A 17,587-nucleotide genomic window follows, 5' to 3' on the forward strand; every position below is an offset into this window, starting at 1 on the left:
CCCCGGCGACCCCGGCTCTCCGGGCGGGACGACATCGACCGTGGACTCGATGTCGTCCTGGCGGTCAGGCAGCGGGGTGGGCCTCGCGGGCTCGGCGAGCGGCCTCGACCTTCGACTGCTTCTCGCGACGCAGCTTCATCTGCGGGTCGTCGTCGGTGCCGAGCTGAGCCGGTCCGAAGACGCTCATGGCGGCGTAGCGCAGCCGCCAGCCGATGCGGTACCCGAGCGAGAGACCGGTGCGGTCGGCCCTGGCCATGACGTCCTCCGATGATCGTTAGTGCCCTAAGTGTTATCACGCACGATACTCCCGGGAAGTCGTTAGGATGAAATCGTGAGCCCAGCCCCCCGCAGTTCCGCGAGCACCACCGAGGTCGTCGACCTCCTCGCCCTCGACCGCCAGGTCTGCTTCGCCCTGGCCGTCGCGTCACGCAACGTGATCGGCATCTACCGTCCGATCCTCGAGCCGATGGGCCTCACCCACCCGCAGTACCTCGTCATGCTGGCGCTGTGGGAGGAGTCGCCGCTGCGGGTCTCCGAGATCGCCGAGCGCCTCAGCCTTGAGCCCGCCACCCTCTCGCCGCTCCTGAAGCGCCTCGAGGCAGCGGGTCACGTCCTGCGCGAGCGGGACCGCACGGACGAGCGCGCCGTCGCCGTGTCGCTGACGCCCTCGGGTCGACGGTTGCGGCGACGGGCCGAACGGATCCCGGCGGCCGTCATCGACCGACTGGGGATGGAGGTCGCCGACCTCGAGGACATCCGCGACCGCCTGACCTCGCTCATCGACGCCACGCGGCGCACGGGCTGACCGTTCCGGTCCGCGGACCGGGCGCCCACCGGATTTCGGTGCTCGGCGACCCGGCCGGTAGCGTGGTCACCGAAAGGGAGTAGTCCCCAATCGCCGCGTCGACACGCTGACCTCCGGGTCCGGTGCGGTGGGCCACCTCTGTGTGGCGGACGAGACTTTCGGCCAGCTCGAACGACCCACGACAACGGGCGTGCCTGGCCGAAGGCGCGTCCCGACGCTCCTCGGCGGGGCACGCGAGGAGACCCACATGTACGCCTTCCTGCTCAGCACCGCCGTGATCTTCGTGGCGGAGCTCGGCGACAAGAGCCAGCTCATGGCCATGACGTTCGCGACCCGCTACCGGCTGCGCGACGTCCTCATCGGCATCACCGTCGCGACCGCCATCGTCCACCTCGCCTCGGTCGCCATCGGCGCCGCCGTCGGGACCGCGTTCAGCGAGTACCAGGGGGCGATCTCGATCGTCGCCGGGCTCGCCTTCTTCGGCTTCGCCCTCTGGACCCTGCGCGGCGACGAGCTGTCCGAGGACGAGGCCGACAAGGCCCGCCGCTCCACCGGGGCCGCGCTGCTCGCCGTCGGGACCGCGTTCTTCCTCGCCGAGCTCGGCGACAAGACGATGCTCGCGACGATCACCCTCGCCACCCAGGAGAACTGGTTCGGCGTCTGGGTCGGCAGCACGCTCGGGATGGTCGCGGCCGACGCGCTGGCGATCGGGCTCGGCGCCCTCCTGGGACGCGCACTGCCCGAGAAGGTCATCCGGTACGGCGCGGCGGCCGCGTTCGCGGTCTTCGGGGCGCTCCTCGTGGCCCAGGGCGCCGGCTGGCTCTGACGCGCCGGTCGGGCCGTCCGGTCGGGCGGGCGGACGGGCGGGACGCCGCGTCACGCACCGGGGCGAGGGTAGGGTCGTCGACCAGCGGACACGCCTCCCGACGACGCCTGGCCACCGCCCGCCCCGCTCGTCCCCGTCCCGCACCGGAGGTCCCGATGACCGAGCCCACACCCCTCCAGGAGCCCTCGAGCACGACGTCGGCGACCTCGGCGACGGTGAGCGTCGTCCTGGGCATCCCCGTCGACGGGGCCGGGCGGATCGCCGTCTCGGTCGCGGTCGCCGACCACCTCGAGCGCACCGAGTCGCTCTCCGTCCTCGGGCCGGACGGGTCCCCCGTCGCGCACCACGAGCTCGGGTTCGACCGGGGAACGCGGCTGCACGTCATCGAGGCCCCCGTCGGCGAGGTGACCGTCACCTACGACGCCACCGTCTCCCTCGCGGAGCGCGAGCCCGAACCGGTCACCGAGGTCGAGGCGCTCCTCTACGCGCTGCCCAGCCGCTACTGCCCGAGTGATCGCGTGGAAGCCTACGCCGCAACGGAGTTCGGTGACCTCGTCGGCGACGCGGCTCGCGTCCTCGGCATCGCCCAGTGGGCGCACCGCCGGCTCTCGTACGAGCCGGGGTCGACGACGTCGAGTGACGACGCCCTCGCCCCGCTCCTCACCGGCCGGGGGGTGTGCCGGGACTACGCCCACCTCGTGACGACGATGTGCCGCGCCCTCGGGATGCCGGCCCGCTACGTGTCGGTCTACGCGCCGGGGCTGTCGCCGATGGACGCCCACGCGGTCGTCGAGGTCGCCGTCGACGGCGTGTGGCGGCTCGTCGACGCGACCCGACTCGCACCCCGCACCTCCATGGTGCGGATCGGCACGGGTCGCGACGCGGCCGACGTCGCCATCACCACAGGGCTCGGGGGCTCCTCGGGTGCGCCGAGGTTCGAGGTGACCGCGACGGCTGCTCCCGGCCTGCCCGTCGACGACCCCGCCGAGCTGGTCAGCCTCCTCTGAGCGGCGTCGCCGCCCGGCGTCACGCCTCGAGCGGGGTGACGAGGGCGCCGAGGCAGTGGTACACGTCCGGTCGTCCGGGCCATATCGCGCCTGCCTCGCGCAGGTCGTCGTCGAGCTCGTTGCGCCAGGTGCCCCGCCCGTCGACGAAGTACCGCACGGCGTGGTCCCAGAGCCTGCGGTACCAGCCCTCCCAGTGCGCGTCCCCGGTGCGGCGCACCAGGGCCGCCGTCACCTGGATGCCCTCGCACACCGGCCAGTGGAGGCGGACGTCGGCCACCGGCGCGCCGTCCCAGTCGACGGTGTAGACGAGACCGGGGCGACCGTCGAGGGCCCACCCGCCGTCGAGCGCGCGGCGGGTCAGCTGCTCCGCTCCCTCGAGCAGCCAGTCGGGCGAGTCAACGAGCAGCGAGCCCTCGAGCTGGAGGAGGAAGCGCGCCCACTCCAGCGAGTGGCCGAACGTGGCGCCGAAGGGCCGGAACGGGTGCTGCGGGTCGTCGCGGTTGTACTCGGGGAGCTCGTCCCACGTCGTCGAGAAGTGCTCTGGCAGAAGCCATCCGTGCGCGCGGGCGGCCCGGTTGACGAGGCGGTCGGCGACGTCGAGAGCCCGCTCGTGCCACACGGCATCACCGGTGGCGTGGCCCATGGCGATGAAGGCCTCGACGCCGTGCATGTTGGCGTTGGCCCCCCGGTACTCCTCGGGCGCGGACCAGTCCGGGGCGAAGGACTCCCGCAGGGTGCGGGTCTCGTCGTCCCAGAGGTGGCTGTCGACCACCTCGATGACCTGGTCGAGGAGCCGTGCCGCCGCGGGGTGGCCGACGCCCAGCGCCGTCGCCGCCGCCAGCCCGACGTGGACGTGGTCGTAGGTGGACTTCGCTGTGACGGAACCGGGTTCGGTGAGCCACCCGCCGTGGACGGCGTCCGCGTGCAGGCCCGTGAGGGAGGCCATCGCGTGGTCGAGCAGCTCGCCGGACCCGGGGATGCCGTGCCGTACGCCGACGGCCGACGCCCACGCCATCCGCGCGGTGAGGAAGAGCAACGGACGGCGGTCGGACAAGGCCCGCCCGTCGGCATCGAGCCACTCGAAGCCACCGTCCGGGCGGATCGACGGGAGTACGAAGCCCAGCACGTCGGCCATCCCGCGCTGGAGCCACTGGCGGTGTGCGGGGGCGTCGAGCCAGGACGGTCCGGGTGAGGGGTGGGTGGTCGTCATCGGGTCCGCACCTCGACGCGGTAGGTCATCGCGTGGGACTCCCCCGGCTCGACCGTGACGGCGTTCTCGAAGGCGTTGGCACCCTCGACGCAGAGGAAGCCGGTCCAGTCGTCGTCGCCGATGTCGGGGACCTCGGCGGCCTTCTCCGCCCACGGGTTCCAGACGACGACGTTGGCGGACCCCTCGGTTGAGATGACGAGGCGCCGGTCGAGCACGGGGTCGTCGAGGACGACCGGTTCACCCGTGCGGTACACCGAGTCGGTCTCGCCGGCGAAGCGGACCGGCCCCGACTGGACGCGCTCGGCGCCGGTGACCTTGTCGAAGTAGGACCGGCCGTCGAGGCCGTCGAGTTTGACCTGCCGGACGTCGCCGACGGCGAGGTACGCGTGCAGCGCCTCCTCGACGACGATGGGAGCGTCTCCGGCGTTCGTCGTCGTGAGGGTGAGATCGAGGGCTGCGCCGACGCGCGTCGCCAGCTCGAGTTCGTAGGGGTGCGGCCAGTTCGCCGGCGAGACGTCGGCACTGCTGATCCGGTGGGTGACGACGACGTCCTCGCCGTCGTCCTCCCGTTCGGCGAGGTGCCAGGGCGCCGTGCGGACGAATCCGTGGGCGGGCTCCATCCCACCGCCTCGACCGGGTCCGAACCACGGCCAGCAGACCGGGATCCCACCCCGGATGGAGCGCCCCGCCTCCAGGTTGAGCGCGGTGCTGACGTAGAGCACGGGCGCAGCTCCGGCAGGGGCCCATCGGGTCACCTGGGCCCCTTGGTCGTGCACCTCTCCCGTGCAGGAGGCGGTCTCGACGACAAGGGGCTGAGGGAGGGGCGAGGCCATGTCCCGACCCTACGGAGGTGCGGCTCCGGTCGGCCACCGCTCCTCGCGCGTCCCACGGCGTGGAGTGGTTGTCAATGGCCCGGAAGAGCCACTGCTGAGAGGTCCCACAGCGCCCGCACAGCCGTTTCCCCAATCGTCGGCGCAGGTCAGCGCCCTGCCTCTACCTTTCGAACACCATCTCTCGACTCCGCAGGGGAGTGCCTCATGAGGCCCATGTCAACGGTGCGCCTTCTCGCCACCGCAGCCGCAGCAACGCTCGTCATCGCCCTGGGGGGAAGTGGTGCGCTGGCCGATGTGCCGGTGATCGACTCTGACGACCAAGCCGCCATCATCACGCCCACCGGCCCGATCAGCTTCGGCAACGTGTGTCTGGGGACCTCCATCAGCACGACGCGGCTCATCGCCGCGAAGCGGATGCAGGAGAACCCCGGAAACGTCCGATGGGCCAATGGCACCATCCTGACGGCCACAGCGAGCGCGACCGGCGGAGCCGCCGCCGCTGTCTCCGACCCCTTGATCACACTGCAGGGCAACTGGAACGCCGCTTCGGACGGGACCCTCTCGGGGGGCACGAATGCCACGGCGACCACCACCCTCAGTGTCGTCGCGGCCAGCACGCCGACGGCCATGTCCGGAACGCTGACGGTCACCTTGATCGGGGCGCAGGCCGGCGCGGGTGGGACCAGCACCCTGACCAAGACCGCGTCAGTCGGCTGGACCCTCAACGCGGTCTCGTGCAACACGGCTCCGTCGATCACCGTCAACGACATCACCCTCGAAGGCGACACCCTCGGCGGTCGCACCCTGACCTTCGCCGACATCGGCACCGCTGGTGACGCGGAGGACGCGGCAACGCCGAGCGTGTCGTGCTTGCCCGACATCGGTTCGGTGCTTCCCCTGGGCGCGAACACCGTGACCTGCACAGCAAAGGACAGCGCGAACCTCAGCTCGAGCGACAGCGGCGTCGTGACGGTCGTGGACACGACGGACCCTGTGATCACGGGGACGCCGGCAAGCGTGACCCTCGAGGCCACCTCCTCATCGGGCGTTGCTCACACCTACGTCAGCCCCACGGCCAGCGATGTGGTCTCGGGCACTCTCCCGGTCACGTGTTCGCCGGCATCGGCCACCTTTGCGCTCGGGAGCACGACGGTCACGTGCTCCGCAGTCGACAGTTCCGGAAATGGCACTTCGACGTCTTTCCAGGTGAACGTCACGGACACCACCGGCCCACAGTTCCCCCAGCAGCCCGCTGATGTCACCGCGGAGGCGTCCTCCTTCGCAGGGGCCCTCGTGACCTTCCCGGCCCCCTCCGCCACGGATGCCGTGTCAGGGAGCCTCGAGAGCACGTGCTCGCCTGCGTCCGGCTCCGAGTTCGCCCTCGGGAACACGCCCGTGGAGTGCATCGCCACGGATGGGGCCGGAAACACGGCAGAGACCTCGTTCGTCGTGCGCGTCGTCGACACCACGGCGCCCGAGCTCGACGTTCCGGGTGACATCACGACGGAGGCCACCTCGGCCGCTGGCGCAGTGGTGGCCTTCACGGCGACGGCTACTGACACGGTGGACGACAGCCCCACCGTCGTCTGCGCCCCGCCCTCCGGCGGCCTGTTCCCCGTCGGTGGGAGCACCGTCTCGTGCACCGCCACCGACGCGGCCGGCAACTCGTCCGATGCCGAGACCTTCACCGTGACGGTGCGGGACACGCGGCCTCCGGTCCTGCAGGGGGTTCCCGAGGACATGACGGTCGAGGGCAACACCACTGGCGGCGCCTTGGTGGCATACCTGGCGCCCACCGCGACCGACGTCGTCGACCCGAACCCCATCGTCGAGTGCGAGCCTGGCGTGTCGGCGTTCTTCGAGCTCGGCGAGACGACGGTGACCTGCACGGCCACCGATGACGCCGGCAACGTCGCGGAGGACACCTTCACGGTCACGGTGGTCGACACCACCGCCCCGGCGTTGTCGAACGTGCCGGACGACATGACGGTGGAAGGCAACACCGCCGGCGGTGCCATGGTGAGCTACGCGGCGCCGACGGCGAACGACATCGTCGACGCGAGCCCGACGGTCACGTGCACGCCGACCTCCGGCGCGAAGTTCCTTCTCGGAACCACCACCGTGACGTGTTCCGCCACGGACGGGTCGGACAACACCTCCGCCGAGGCCGACTTCGACGTGACGGTCGTCGACACGACCGACCCGACCATCACCCACGAGAGCACCCTGCCGGCCCCGAACGACGACGGCTGGAACAGCTCGGACGTCACGGTCACCTGGTCGTGCTCCGACGTCGTCGGAGTGGAGGACGCGACCGTCACGAAGGTGCTGGCTGACGAGGGCGCCGACCAGTCCGCCATCGGCACGTGCACGGACACGTCGGGCAACACCGCCTCGGACACCCAGTCCGGCATCGACATCGACGAGACCGGACCGTCCGCTTTCCTCTCGGTGACTGCGGGCACGATCGGAGACGACGGTTGGTACCGGTCTAACGTCACGGTCGGCACGTCCGGCTCCGACGACCTCAGTGGTGCGCCCTTGTGCACCGCCGACCAGGTCCTGGAGGTCGACTCCACCGGCACCGTCTTCAGCGGCTCGTGCACCAACCTGGCCGGGCTGACGACGGCCGCCGCCCCGATCACCGTGAAGCGGGACACCGTTGCACCGACGATCAGCGCCGACTCGCCGTTGGGTTCGCTCGGGAACAACGACTGGTACACCAGTGCGGTCACCATTCCGTTCTCGGCGGACGACGCCACGTCAGGCGTCAGTGTGGAGGCACGTTCCTTCAGTGTCAGCTCCGGCTCCGTCGAGGGAGCCGCCGTCACGGTCTCGTCCGGACCGGTGAAGGACAACGCCGGCAACGAGGCCGCGAGCATCACCACCGGCCCCTTCAAGATCGACCTGTCGAACCCGACCGGTGTCGCGTTCGTCGGCGGTCCGGCCGCGGGCAGCAGCCACTCCTTCGGGTCGGTCCCGGCCGCCCCGACGTGCACCGCGTCGGACGCCGTCTCCGGCATCAGCTCGTGTGTCGTCAGCGGCTACTCGACTGCCGTCGGCACGCACACGTTGAGTGCCACTGCGACGGACAACGCCGGTCGGACCGCGACGACCACGCGCGAGTACACGGTCCTGGCGTGGACGCTCAAGGGCTTCTACGCACCGGTCGACATGGGCGGCGTCTACAACGTCGTCAAGAACGGGTCGACGGTGCCGCTGAAGTTCGAGGTCTTCGCCGGCAGCAGCGAGCTGACGAACGTCAGCGCCATCGCCTCGTTCGGGACCACGAAGATCACCTGCAGCGGGACGGCGCTCCAGGACGAGCTCGAGATCGTCTCCACGGGAGGAACCAGCCTCCGGTACGACACCTCAGGTGGCCAGTTCATCCAGAACTGGCAGACCCCGAAGACGGTTGGGGCCTGCTACAAGGTCACGATGACAACTCAGGATGCGTCGACCATCACGGCGTACTTCCGTCTGAAGTGATGCTCTAGCGCAGAGCATGCCGAAGGGCCGGGTCCACGTGGACCCGGCCCTTCGGTGCGTCCCCGGCGAAGGACGTGCTGTCATCACGACACGTCCTGCGCCGTAGCGCGCGGTTCGGCCGGGGGTCAGCCGCGGTCGGCGGTGACGGGGTCGGGCTCGTCGGCGGGGTCGTCCGAACCGGCCGCGTCCCGACGGTCGTCGCGGCGGTTGGCGGCCAGGCTCGAGACCGTCACGAGGACGAGGATGCCGACGATGACGGCGAGCGAGGCCAGGGTCGGGACCTCGGGGACCCAGGTCCAGATGCCGTGCGCCCAGTGCAGGACGAGCTTGACGCCGATGAACGCGAGGATGGCGGCGAGCCCGTGGCCGAGGTGGCGCAGCGACCCGAGGGCTCCCTCGAGGACGAAGTAGAGCGCGCGCAGACCCAGCAGTGCGAAGGCGTTCGTCGCGAAGACGAGGTACGGGTCGCCGGTGATGCCGTAGACCGCGGGCACCGAGTCGACGGCGAAGACGATGTCGGTGCCGAGGATGGCGACCGTCACGAGCGCGAGGGGTGTCAGGGCGCGGCGTCCGGCCTGCGCGACCGTCATCCGGGTGCCGGCGTACTCCTCAGAGACGGGGAAGAACCGACGCAGCACCTTCACCGTGCGGATCTCCCCGATGTCGACCGCGTGGTCGGCGCCGGACACCGCGTCCTTGCCGACCTTGACCGCGGTCAGCAGGAGGATCGCGCCGAAGAGGAGGAAGGTCCACGAGAACGACGAGATCATCTGGGCCCCGAGGGCGATGAAGACGCCGCGCAGGACGAGCGCCCCGGCGACGCCGATGAGGAGGACGCGCTGCTTCAGCTCGTCGGGCACCGCGAACGCGGCGAGCAGGAGCATGAAGACGAAGAGGTTGTCGACCGACAGCGACTTCTCGACGAGGTAGCCCGTGTAGTACTCGAGCCCGCGGTCGCCGCCGAACTGCTGCCAGACGAAGATCCCGAACGCGAGCGGCAGCGCCACGTAGAACGACGACCAGGCGACGGCCTCCTTCATCGAGACCGCGTGGGGCTTGCGGGTCAGCACGAAGTCGAGGGCGAACAGGCCGAGGACGACGACGATCGTGGCGCCCCACAGCAGGGGCGTCCCGACGGAGTCGAGGGGCGCGCCGGGCGGGGCCGCGGCGGGCAGGGAGACGAGCAGGGACATGGGTGGCTCCTCAGGGCACGTGGAACGGCTCTGAGGTCTCCTTCACCGGTCCGGACGAGCCGGGCGGCGCCGCACCGGGACCACCATCGGGTGGTCGTACTGACCGGCGCGGGCTTGGGAAGTACTCCCCTCGTGCCCCCAAGTCTAGGGACGTGTCACCCAGTTCCCCAAACGCCGGGCCGAGGGTGTCGAAGGTCGGACCCGCGTGCCGAGGGAGCTCAGCCCTTCGTCGCCTCGAGGCGCGACAGGGCCTCCACGCGCTCGGCGGCGTGGTCGACGATCCGCTCCGGGTAGCCGTGGGCGTACCCGTCGGCGTGCTCCCACGGCTCGTGCGCCGCCTTGCCCGGCAGGTGGGCGAGCTCGGGGACCCACCGCCGCACGTAGGCGCCGTCGGGGTCGAAGCGCAGGCCCTGGGTCACCGGGTTGAACACGCGGAAGTACGGCGACGCGTCGGTCCCGGTGCCGGCGACCCACTGCCAGCCGTGGTTGTTCGACGCGACGTCGCCGTCGACGAGGTGGTCGAGGAAGTGGCGCGCCCCGAGCGGCCACCACACGTGGAGGTCCTTGGTGAGGAAGCTCGCCGTGATCATCCGGACCCGGTTGTGCATCCAGCCCTCGGCGAGGAGCTGGCGCATCCCCGCGTCGACGAGCGGGTAGCCGGTGCGCCCGTTGCGCCAGGCCTCGATGGCGTCCTCGGGCTCGTCGTAGCGCATCCGGCCCATCTCGGGCCGGAGGTCCTCCCACGCCGTGCGCGGCTGGTGGAACAGGACGTCGGCATAGAACTCACGCCACGCGAGCTCGGTCTCGTAGGTGTGGGCGCCCTTGCCCCGCTCCGCTGCCAGGTCGGCGAGCAGCGTCCTCGGGTGCAGGACACCGAGCTTGAGGTAGGGCGACAGTCGTGACGTGCCGTCGCGGTCCGGCCGGTTGCGGTCGTCGGCGTAGTCGTCGAGGCCCTCCTCGCGCCACGAGCGCCACCGGCGCAGGGCGGCCTCCTCCCCCGCGGGCGGGAGCTCGGGCAGGTCGGGGGCCGACAGGGCGGCGTCGAGTGCCGCCGTGGCCGCGGCGTCGTTGCGGGCGTGGCGCAGCGGCAGCGTCCTCGGGGTCGCTGCCGGATCGGGCCACCCGTGGGCGCGCCAGGCCTTCGAGAACGGGGTGAACACCTTGTACGGGTCCCCCGACCCGTTGACGACGAGGCCCGGGCCGACCGCGTAGGGGGTCCCCGTCTCCACCCACTCGACACCGTTCTCGCGCAGCCGTTCCGCGACCACGTCGTCGCGACGACGTCCCGCCGGGGTGGTCTCCCGGGTCACGTGGACCGAGGACGCGCCCACCCGCTCCGCGAGCGCGGGCACCACCTGCCGCGGGTCGCCGTGCAGGAGGGTGAGGTTGCCGTCGAGGGACTCGTCGAGCGCGCGCAGGGTGGCCGCGAGCCACGCCGTCCGCACCGCACCGCCGCCGTCCCAGAGCCGCGGGTCGACGACGAACGCGACGACGAGGTCGCCCCCACCCGCCGCGTCCCGGGCGGCGAGGAGGGCGGGGTGGTCGCGTCGGCGCAGGTCGCGCCGGAGCCAGAGGACGGAGGTCATCGCAGGCACCTCACGAGAGCCGGTCGAGGACGGGGGGCAGGAGGAAGAGCATGCCGAGCGACCAGGTGAGGTGGGTGATCGTCGGGCCGAGGATCCCCCCGGTCACCCGCCGCTGGAAGCCGACGACGAGGCCGACGAGCGCCCCGGCGAGGATGAGGAGGGGGATGCCGGAGGTCGCGGTGACGAGGGTGTAGACCACCGTGGTCACGGCCACGGCGTGCCGGCGGCCGACCCCCGCGTAGAGCGCCCCGCGGAAGTACAGCTCCTCCGCGATCCCGTTGACGGTCGTGATGACGGCGACGAGGGCCAGCGAGCCGAAGCGGGCGTGGTCGAGCAGCTCCTGCACCGGCTCGCGCAGGACGGGGATGCGGGCGACGACGACCGCGCCGAGCATGAACACCCCGAGCAGGAGGAAGCCGAGGGCGAGCGACTGGACGATCGCCCGGCTCGAGCCACGGCCCGCCCGCGTGTGTCCCCGGCCGAGGTGCAACGGCCCCGACACGAGCGCACCGGTCGCCCACACGGCGGCGAGGGCGAAGGTGGCGACGTAGAAGGTGGGGTCCCCCGGCTCGATCCGCAGGGCCCACGCGAGGACCGCGGCGCCGATGAGGAGCGTCACGAACGCGACGACCCGACGTCGCCGGAAGGCCCAGTCGGGCTCGGTGTGGTCGCGCGGGACCGGGTCGACGAGGGCGGCCCGGACGAACGCGCGGAGCTCGGCGACCGGGTTCATGCCCGAGGGCGGCCCGGCGACCCGTCCGCGGCCGTCACGAGGCCCCACCGGCCCAGGCCGGGTCGGCGGCCGTGATCCGCGCGGGGTCGACGGTCCCGGGCTCGGGGCGGGGGTCGGCGTCGTCACCGGCGATGGCGTCGCGCACCGCGACGTCGAACGGCAGGGCGCCGCCCGGGGGGTCGCCGACGTAGCCCTCGAGGTCGGACTCGGTGCGCACGACCTCGTGCAGCAGGCTCCCGACGAGGGGCTTCGCGATCCCGGTGGGCACCGGCGTCACGAGCCCGACCCACTGGCTGGCCAGGTGGGGGGTGAGGACGGGCACCGGGACGATGATCCGCGGTCGCAGCCCCGCGATCGCGGCGAACCGGTTGATCATCTCGCGGTAGGTGAGGACCTCGGGGCCCCCGATGTCGAACGTGCGGTTGACCTCGGGCGGCAGCGACGCCGCCCCGACGAGGACGTGCAGGACGTCGCGGATGGCGATCGGCTGGATCCGGTTGTCGAGCCACTTCGGGGTGATCATCGCCGGCAGGCGGGTCGTGAGGTGGCGCAGCATCTCGAAGGACGCCGACCCCGACCCGAGGATGATCGCCGCCTGGAGCACGGCGGTCGGGACGCCGCTCGCCATTAGGAGGTCGCCGACCTCGACGCGCGAGGCGAGGTGGTCGCTCAGCGGTCCGCGGTGGGGGTGCAGCCCGGAGAGGTAGACGATCCGGCCGACCTCGGCCTCGTACGCGGCGAGCCCGAAGGTGCGGGCCAGCTCGCGGTCGCGCTCGACGAAGTCGCCCTCGCCGTCCATCGAGTGGAGGAAGTAGTAGGCGACGTCGACGTCGACGAGCGCCTCGGCGAGCGTCTCGCGGGCGGTCGCGTCGCCCTCGACGACCTCGACCCTGGCGCGCCACCAGCGGTCGGCGACCTTCGACTCGTCGCGCGTCAGCACGCGAACCTGCCAGCCCTCCTCGATGAGGCGGGGCACGAGCCGCGAGCCGATGTAGCCCGTGACCCCGGTGACCAGGGCCCGGCGCGGCTGCGTCACAGGCGGTCCAGCGCGGTCTTCAGCTGTGCTCCGGTGTCGTTGCCGAGCTTCTCGAGGAAGGGCTTGAGCAGCGGGCCGGCGACCTTCGCCAGACCGGAGAAGGTGAAGTCGGCGTGGTAGACGACGGTCGACCCGCCGGCGGGGCCGGGCGTCACCGTGATGGTGTCGTGGCTGGTCGTCGTGTCGTTGCGCCCGACGATGACGAAGCGCGGCTCCTCGGCCGACTCCGTCGTGTACTCGAGCTCGACCTCGTTGCCCATGAACTTCGAGACGTTGCGGTACACGGTGCCGGGGCCGCCGTCACCCGAGACGCGTTCGCACGAGACGGTTCCCGAGTCCCACTCCGTCGCGTTGCGGAAGTCGACGAGGTAGGGGAACACCCGCTCGGGAGGGGTGGTGGTGGTGACGGTTCGTTCCACGGTGGTCATCGGTTCTCCTTGCGAGCCAGTCGGATCTGGGCGACGTCGAGGTAGTGCGTGGCGAACCCTGCTTCACAGTAGGCGAGGTAGAAGTCCCACATCCGCTTGAAGGTCTCGTCGAAGCCCAGCGGGCGGATCTCGGACCACTGCGCGTCGAAGGTCTCGCGCCAGCGGCGCAACGTCTCGGCGTAGTCGGTCCCGAACCCGTGCACCCTCTCTACCCGCAGGTCGGTGCGGTCACGCGTCACCTCGCGGATCGCCTGCATCGAGGGGATCAGCCCGCCGGGGAAGATGTACTTCTGGATCCACCCGAACGAGCCCTTGGTCGCCATGAGGCGGTGGTGCTCCATGAGGATCGCCTGGATCGCGACCGCGCCCCCGGGCGCGAGGACCTCGTCGATCTTGCGGAAGTAGGTCTCCCAGTACTCCTCGCCGACGGCCTCGATCATCTCGACGCTGACGACGGAGTCGAACTGCCCCTCGACCTCGCGGTAGTCCTGCAGCCGGACCTCGACCCGGTCGGCGAACCCGGCGGCGGCGATGCGCTCCATCGCGAGGGCCCGCTGCTCGGCGGAGAGGGTGACGGACACGACCGTCGCCCCGCGCCGCGCCGCGCGGATGGCGAGCTCGCCCCAGCCGGTGCCGATCTCGAGGACGCGGCTGTCCCGGCCGACCGACGCCGCGTCGAGGATCGCCTCGACCTTGCGGACCTGCGCCTCGTGGAGGTCCTGCTCGGCGAGCGGGCGGCCGGCGTCGAAGATGGCCGAGCTGTACGACATCGAGGGGTCGAGGAAGGCCGCGAACAGCTCGTTGCTGAGGTCGTAGTGGGCGCTGATGTTGCTGCGCGACCCCTCGAGCGTGTTGCGCTGGGCGCTGGGCATGGCCCGGTCGACGACACCTCGCAGCGACAGCAGCGGCTTGGGGACGAGGCGCCCCATCCGGGCCGCGAAGGGCATGAGCGCCTGGGCGAGGTCGGTCCCGGGGGCCGCGCGCCAGTCGCCGGCCATGTAGCCCTCGCCGAGGCCGATCTTCGGGTGCGCCTCGAGGCGCCGGAACATCGCGCCGGGGCGGACGAGCTCGAGGACCGGGGAGCCGGGGCCGCCGCCGCCGACCTCGGTGCCGTCGGGGTAGCGCAGCCGCACGTCCATGCCGGCGACCGTCGCGTGGACGATCCGGCGGGCCACGGCACCACGGGTGAGGACCTTGGACAGGCCGAACGTCGGGGTGAGCTCGATGCGGGGGACGTCGGTGGTCATCGCACACTCTCCAGGGAGGTCGTGGGTCGGGGGCGCACGGGCAGGCGACGCAGCCAGAGCCAGATCCCGTGCACCCGGATCAGGCCGCTCACCCGCTGCGTCATGAGCGGGTGCCGCAGCGCCGTGCGCACCACCGCCGACGACGTCGCCGGTTCGGGTGCCCCGGTCACCGAGGCGGTCACGAGTGGTTCGGCGCCGACCAGCAGACGGATGGCCACGCCCACGCGGGTCGGCTCGAGGTGGAAGCGGATCACGTACTCGCCCTCGACGTCGTTGAAGGGGGAGACGTAAAACTCCTTGGCGGTGTCGGCCCGTCCCGAGGCGTCAGGGTGGACGACGTAGGCGTGCCGGCCGCCGTAGGTGTTGTGGACCTCGACGAGGACCGCGCGCAGCGAGCCGTCGTCGGCGAAGCACCAGAAGGCGCTCATCGGGTCGAAGGTGTACCCCAGCACCCGGGCGTTGGCGAGCATGACGACGCGGTGGACGTCACGGGTCTCGATGCCGTCGCGCTCGAGGACGCGCAGCACGTTGGCCTTGAGGGCCGCGATCCCCGGGTTCCCCGAGAGGTGGTCCTCGCCCCGGAAGGTCGCGAGCGCGCGCAGCGGCCGGGGGAGCCGCGGCATCGCGTCGAGGTCGACGAGCCACTGGTAGTGCCGGTGCGTGAACGCGTGCCTCACCGGGCGGTGGCGGGTGTGGTGCACCTGCCCCACGACGAGCGCGGGCAGGACCGGGAGGTCGGCCGTCGTCGTCACCAGGTCACCCCGAACGCCGCGGCAGCCTCCACCCCTGAGCGACACCCGTCCTCGTGGAATCCCCACCCGTGGTAGGCGCCGGCGAACGCCGTCCGGTCGGTGTTGAGCTCGGGGAGACGGCGCTGGGCGCGGACGGCGGCCAGGTCGTAGAGCGGGTGGCTGTACTGCATCGTGGCCACGATCTTCTCAGGGTCGATGCGGTCGGAGGCGTTGAGGGTCACGTAGAACGGCTCGTCGGCGGGCAGCCCCTGGAGGCGGTTCATCCAGTACGTCACGACCGCGCCCTTCGAGGGGTCGCCGACGAGGTAGTTCCAGGAGGCGCGGGCGAGGCTGGCCCTCGGCATCAGGGACCCGTCGCGGTGCAGCACGGTCTCGTTCTGCGTGTACCGGAAGGCCCCGAGGACCTCCTTCTCGGCCGGGGTCGGGTCGGCGAGGAGGGCGAGCGCGTCGTCGGCGTGGCAGGCCATGACGACCCGGTCGAAGAGCTCGACCCGACCCGAGCGGCTGCGGACCTCGACGCCGTCGAGCGTGCGCATGACCGAGGTCACGGCGTCGCCCGACCGGACGGCGTGGAGCCGGTCGGCGAGGAGGTCGACGTACGTGCCCGACCCGCCGACCACCGTCATCCACTGGGGGGAGTCGCCGATCGAGAGCATCCCGTGGTGCTCGAGGAAGCGGAACAGGTAGCGCGCCGGGTAGCCCATCGCGTCCTCTCCACCGCTGGACCACACACAGGCCACGAGCGGGACGGCGTAGAGGCGGACGAACGACTCGGGGAACCCTCCGTCGCGGATGAACTCGCCGTAGGTCGTCGCGTCGTCGTCGGTCGTCGTCTCGAGGAAGCCGCGCGCCAGGCCGTGGAAGCGCTTCACCGAGCGGAGCATGGCGACGTAGTCGCGGTCGAGGAGCTGGCGGGGGCGGGCGACGAAGCCCTTGACCCCCCGCCCTCCGGCGTACTCGGTCCCGGTGGCCTCGTCACGGATGCTCATCGACATCTCGGTGTCGCGGGCCTCGACGCCGAGCTCGGCGAACAGGCGCCGCAGCATCGGGTACGTGCGGTCGTTGTGGACGATGAAGCCGCTGTCGACCCGCAGGGGTCCGGAGGCCGTCTCGACGGTGTGGGTGTGGGCGTGGCCGCCGAGTCGCGGCTCGGCCTCGAGGAGCGTGACGTCGTGCTGCCGGGACAGGACGTGGGCCGAGGTCAACCCGGCGACACCGGCCCCGACGACCGCGACCTGCTCACGGCGGCGCGGTGCACCGTCCGGGGTCAGGGCTGGCATGGGCATGACCGTAGAACCCTCCGACCTGCGTCGTCAAACGTTTGTCAAATCTCTGGCACGGCATTACCGTGGCTGTCGTGAGAGGTTCGGTCCCGCCCACGATGCGGATTGGTGAACTGGCTGCCCGAGTCGGGGTCAGCACCCACGTGCTGCGCGCCTGGGAGAGTCGGTACGGCCTGCTCAAGCCCGTCCGCTCCGCCGGTGGGTACCGCCTCTACGGTCCCGAGGACGAGCGCCGGGTCCGCGAGGTCGTCACCCTGCGCGACCAGGGGGTCAGTGCCGTGGAGGCCTCGCGCCGGGTGCTCGCCGCCGAGCGCGCCGGCATCTCCGCCCTCGACCCGAGCCGTGAGGTCGGCGACGACGCGACGTCGTCGGACGTCGCCGAGGCGCCCCCGACGGGGGCCACCGGCCTCGCCCCGGCGAGCCTGCGGGCCGACCCGCAGATGCTCGTGGCCCAGCTGCTCGACGCCGTCACCGCCCTCGACGAGGACCGGGCCCACGCCGTCCTCGACACCGCCTTCCTCGAGCGCTCCGTCGAGAGTGCCGTCATCGACGTCGTCCTGCCGCTCCTGCGCCGCATCGGCGAGATGTGGGAGCTCGGCCGGATCGGCATCGCCCAGGAGCACTTCGCGAGCAGCCTCCTGCGCCGCCGCCTGGGCGCCCTGTCGCTGACGTGGGGCGTCGGGACCGGCCCGGTCGCCGTCCTCGCCTGCCCTCCGGGCGAGTTCCATGACATCGTCCTGCTGAGCTTCGGCGTGCTCCTCGGCCGGTCGGGCTGGCGGATCCGCTACCTCGGCCCCGACACCCCGGTCCACTCCCTCGCCAGCGCCGCCAAGATCGCCGGCGCCGACGCCGTCATCCTCGCCTGCCGCCGTCCGTCGGGCTTCCGGGCCCACGCGGGCGCGCTGCGACGACTCGGTGAGGAGCACCCGCTGTGGCTCGCCGGACGGGGAGCCACCCCGCGCGTCCTCGACGAGGTCGGGGTCGAGCTCCTCGGGCCCGACCTCATCGCCGCCGTCGCCGAGCTCACCGCCGTGGCCCGGGAACGGCGCGCCCGCCGCGGTGACCACGCCGTCGCGCGCCCATCCGGCTCGGGCTCCGGCGCCGAACCACCCTCGGCCTGACCCCCGGCCACCCCGCCCCGGCGGGCCCGCACGCGCAC

General features: G+C 71.9%; 16 protein-coding genes. 5 read left to right on the forward strand and 11 right to left on the reverse strand.

Features of this window, described 5'->3' with window-relative positions; genetic code table 11:
• Positions 1–64 precede the first annotated feature (64 nt).
• A complete protein-coding gene (locus ACFWN3_RS08185) occupies positions 65–256 on the reverse strand; it encodes a hypothetical protein (protein WP_377645137.1) in 192 nt (63 codons plus the stop codon).
• A gap of 75 nt (positions 257–331) precedes the next feature.
• On the opposite strand from ACFWN3_RS08185, the gene ACFWN3_RS08190 reads away from it, so the two are divergent.
• The 3 genes from ACFWN3_RS08190 (at position 332) to ACFWN3_RS08200 (ending at position 2,638) form a co-directional block, all read left to right on the forward strand.
• On the forward strand, positions 332–805 hold the full coding sequence (locus tag ACFWN3_RS08190) for a MarR family winged helix-turn-helix transcriptional regulator (RefSeq protein WP_377645139.1): 474 nt from the start codon (positions 332–334) through the stop codon (positions 803–805).
• 247 nt (positions 806–1,052) lie between these two features.
• Positions 1,053–1,631 carry a TMEM165/GDT1 family protein gene (locus ACFWN3_RS08195; protein WP_377645141.1) on the forward strand — a complete coding sequence of 193 codons (579 nt, stop codon included), beginning with the start codon at positions 1,053–1,055 and terminating at the stop codon, positions 1,629–1,631.
• A gap of 155 nt (positions 1,632–1,786) precedes the next feature.
• Positions 1,787–2,638, forward strand: a complete 852-nt coding sequence (locus tag ACFWN3_RS08200) for a transglutaminase family protein (protein ID WP_377645143.1) — start codon at positions 1,787–1,789, stop codon at positions 2,636–2,638.
• A 19-nt stretch (positions 2,639–2,657) separates the two neighbouring features.
• On the opposite strand, the gene ACFWN3_RS08205 is transcribed toward ACFWN3_RS08200, so the two are convergent.
• Both ACFWN3_RS08205 and ACFWN3_RS08210 read right to left on the reverse strand, forming a co-directional pair.
• Positions 2,658–3,848, reverse strand: a complete 1,191-nt coding sequence (locus ACFWN3_RS08205) for an AGE family epimerase/isomerase (protein ID WP_377645145.1) — start codon at positions 3,846–3,848, stop codon at positions 2,658–2,660.
• A complete protein-coding gene (locus tag ACFWN3_RS08210) occupies positions 3,845–4,681 on the reverse strand; it encodes a D-hexose-6-phosphate mutarotase (protein ID WP_377645147.1) in 837 nt (278 codons plus the stop codon). Before ACFWN3_RS08210 ends, ACFWN3_RS08205 begins: the two co-directional genes overlap by 4 nt.
• Positions 4,682–4,894: 213 nt before the next feature.
• Here ACFWN3_RS08210 and ACFWN3_RS08215 point away from each other — a divergent pair, with 213 nt between their 5' ends.
• Positions 4,895–8,170 carry an HYR domain-containing protein gene (locus tag ACFWN3_RS08215; protein WP_377645149.1) on the forward strand — a complete coding sequence of 1,092 codons (3,276 nt, stop codon included), beginning with the start codon at positions 4,895–4,897 and terminating at the stop codon, positions 8,168–8,170.
• Positions 8,171–8,295: 125 nt separating this feature from the next.
• On the opposite strand, the gene ACFWN3_RS08220 is transcribed toward ACFWN3_RS08215, so the two are convergent.
• The 8 genes from ACFWN3_RS08220 to ACFWN3_RS08255 form a co-directional block, all read right to left on the reverse strand.
• Positions 8,296–9,363 carry a TerC family protein gene (locus ACFWN3_RS08220; protein WP_377645151.1) on the reverse strand — a complete coding sequence of 356 codons (1,068 nt, stop codon included), beginning with the start codon at positions 9,361–9,363 and terminating at the stop codon, positions 8,296–8,298.
• Positions 9,364–9,581: 218 nt separating this feature from the next.
• Positions 9,582–10,949, reverse strand: coding sequence for a cryptochrome/photolyase family protein (locus tag ACFWN3_RS08225; protein WP_377645153.1), 1,368 nt, complete (start codon positions 10,947–10,949; stop codon positions 9,582–9,584).
• A 10-nt stretch (positions 10,950–10,959) separates the two neighbouring features.
• A complete protein-coding gene (locus ACFWN3_RS08230) occupies positions 10,960–11,682 on the reverse strand; it encodes a type II CAAX prenyl endopeptidase Rce1 family protein (RefSeq protein ID WP_377645155.1) in 723 nt (240 codons plus the stop codon).
• Positions 11,683–11,716: 34 nt separating this feature from the next.
• On the reverse strand, positions 11,717–12,718 hold the full coding sequence (locus ACFWN3_RS08235) for an NAD(P)H-binding protein (RefSeq protein ID WP_377645157.1): 1,002 nt from the start codon (positions 12,716–12,718) through the stop codon (positions 11,717–11,719).
• Positions 12,715–13,146 carry an SRPBCC family protein gene (locus ACFWN3_RS08240; RefSeq protein WP_377645158.1) on the reverse strand — a complete coding sequence of 144 codons (432 nt, stop codon included), beginning with the start codon at positions 13,144–13,146 and terminating at the stop codon, positions 12,715–12,717. Before ACFWN3_RS08240 ends, ACFWN3_RS08235 begins: the two co-directional genes overlap by 4 nt.
• Entirely contained in the window at positions 13,143–14,393 is a 1,251-nt protein-coding gene (locus tag ACFWN3_RS08245) for a class I SAM-dependent methyltransferase (protein ID WP_377645160.1), read from the reverse strand. Before ACFWN3_RS08245 ends, ACFWN3_RS08240 begins: the two co-directional genes overlap by 4 nt.
• The gene (locus ACFWN3_RS08250) at positions 14,390–15,145 is read right to left on the reverse strand and encodes a DUF1365 domain-containing protein (RefSeq protein ID WP_377645161.1); all 756 of its coding nucleotides are present in this window, start codon (positions 15,143–15,145) and stop codon (positions 14,390–14,392) included. Before ACFWN3_RS08250 ends, ACFWN3_RS08245 begins: the two co-directional genes overlap by 4 nt.
• Positions 15,142–16,425 (reverse strand): NAD(P)/FAD-dependent oxidoreductase, encoded by a 1,284-nt coding sequence (locus ACFWN3_RS08255; protein ID WP_377645163.1) that lies wholly within the window; start codon positions 16,423–16,425, stop codon positions 15,142–15,144. Before ACFWN3_RS08255 ends, ACFWN3_RS08250 begins: the two co-directional genes overlap by 4 nt.
• A 101-nt stretch (positions 16,426–16,526) precedes the next feature.
• On the opposite strand from ACFWN3_RS08255, the gene ACFWN3_RS08260 reads away from it, so the two are divergent.
• Positions 16,527–17,549, forward strand: coding sequence for a MerR family transcriptional regulator (locus ACFWN3_RS08260; protein WP_377645165.1), 1,023 nt, complete (start codon positions 16,527–16,529; stop codon positions 17,547–17,549).
• Positions 17,550–17,587 lie beyond the last annotated feature (38 nt).

Source organism: Oryzobacter terrae (genome assembly GCF_042756445.1).
Taxonomy (GTDB): domain Bacteria; phylum Actinomycetota; class Actinomycetes; order Actinomycetales; family Dermatophilaceae; genus Oryzobacter; species Oryzobacter terrae.

What these genes read in the sequence shown, in the direction of transcription:
- ACFWN3_RS08245 (WP_377645160.1), bottom strand. Translation starts at nt 14,393, where the DNA reads ATGACCACCGACGTCCCCCGCATCGAGCTCACCCCGACGTTCGGCCTG.
- ACFWN3_RS08255 (WP_377645163.1), bottom strand. Translation starts at nt 16,425, where the DNA reads ATGCCAGCCCTGACCCCGGACGGTGCACCGCGCCGCCGTGAGCAGGTC.
- ACFWN3_RS08200 (WP_377645143.1), top strand. Translation starts at nt 1,787, where the DNA reads ATGACCGAGCCCACACCCCTCCAGGAGCCCTCGAGCACGACGTCGGCG.
- ACFWN3_RS08220 (WP_377645151.1), bottom strand. Translation starts at nt 9,363, where the DNA reads ATGTCCCTGCTCGTCTCCCTGCCCGCCGCGGCCCCGCCCGGCGCGCCC.
- ACFWN3_RS08185 (WP_377645137.1), bottom strand. Translation starts at nt 256, where the DNA reads ATGGCCAGGGCCGACCGCACCGGTCTCTCGCTCGGGTACCGCATCGGC.
- ACFWN3_RS08210 (WP_377645147.1), bottom strand. Translation starts at nt 4,681, where the DNA reads ATGGCCTCGCCCCTCCCTCAGCCCCTTGTCGTCGAGACCGCCTCCTGC.
- ACFWN3_RS08205 (WP_377645145.1), bottom strand. Translation starts at nt 3,848, where the DNA reads ATGACGACCACCCACCCCTCACCCGGACCGTCCTGGCTCGACGCCCCC.
- ACFWN3_RS08240 (WP_377645158.1), bottom strand. Translation starts at nt 13,146, where the DNA reads ATGACCACCGTGGAACGAACCGTCACCACCACCACCCCTCCCGAGCGG.
- ACFWN3_RS08260 (WP_377645165.1), top strand. Translation starts at nt 16,527, where the DNA reads ATGCGGATTGGTGAACTGGCTGCCCGAGTCGGGGTCAGCACCCACGTG.
- ACFWN3_RS08195 (WP_377645141.1), top strand. Translation starts at nt 1,053, where the DNA reads ATGTACGCCTTCCTGCTCAGCACCGCCGTGATCTTCGTGGCGGAGCTC.
- ACFWN3_RS08215 (WP_377645149.1), top strand. Translation starts at nt 4,895, where the DNA reads ATGTCAACGGTGCGCCTTCTCGCCACCGCAGCCGCAGCAACGCTCGTC.
- ACFWN3_RS08230 (WP_377645155.1), bottom strand. Translation starts at nt 11,682, where the DNA reads ATGAACCCGGTCGCCGAGCTCCGCGCGTTCGTCCGGGCCGCCCTCGTC.
- ACFWN3_RS08225 (WP_377645153.1), bottom strand. Translation starts at nt 10,949, where the DNA reads ATGACCTCCGTCCTCTGGCTCCGGCGCGACCTGCGCCGACGCGACCAC.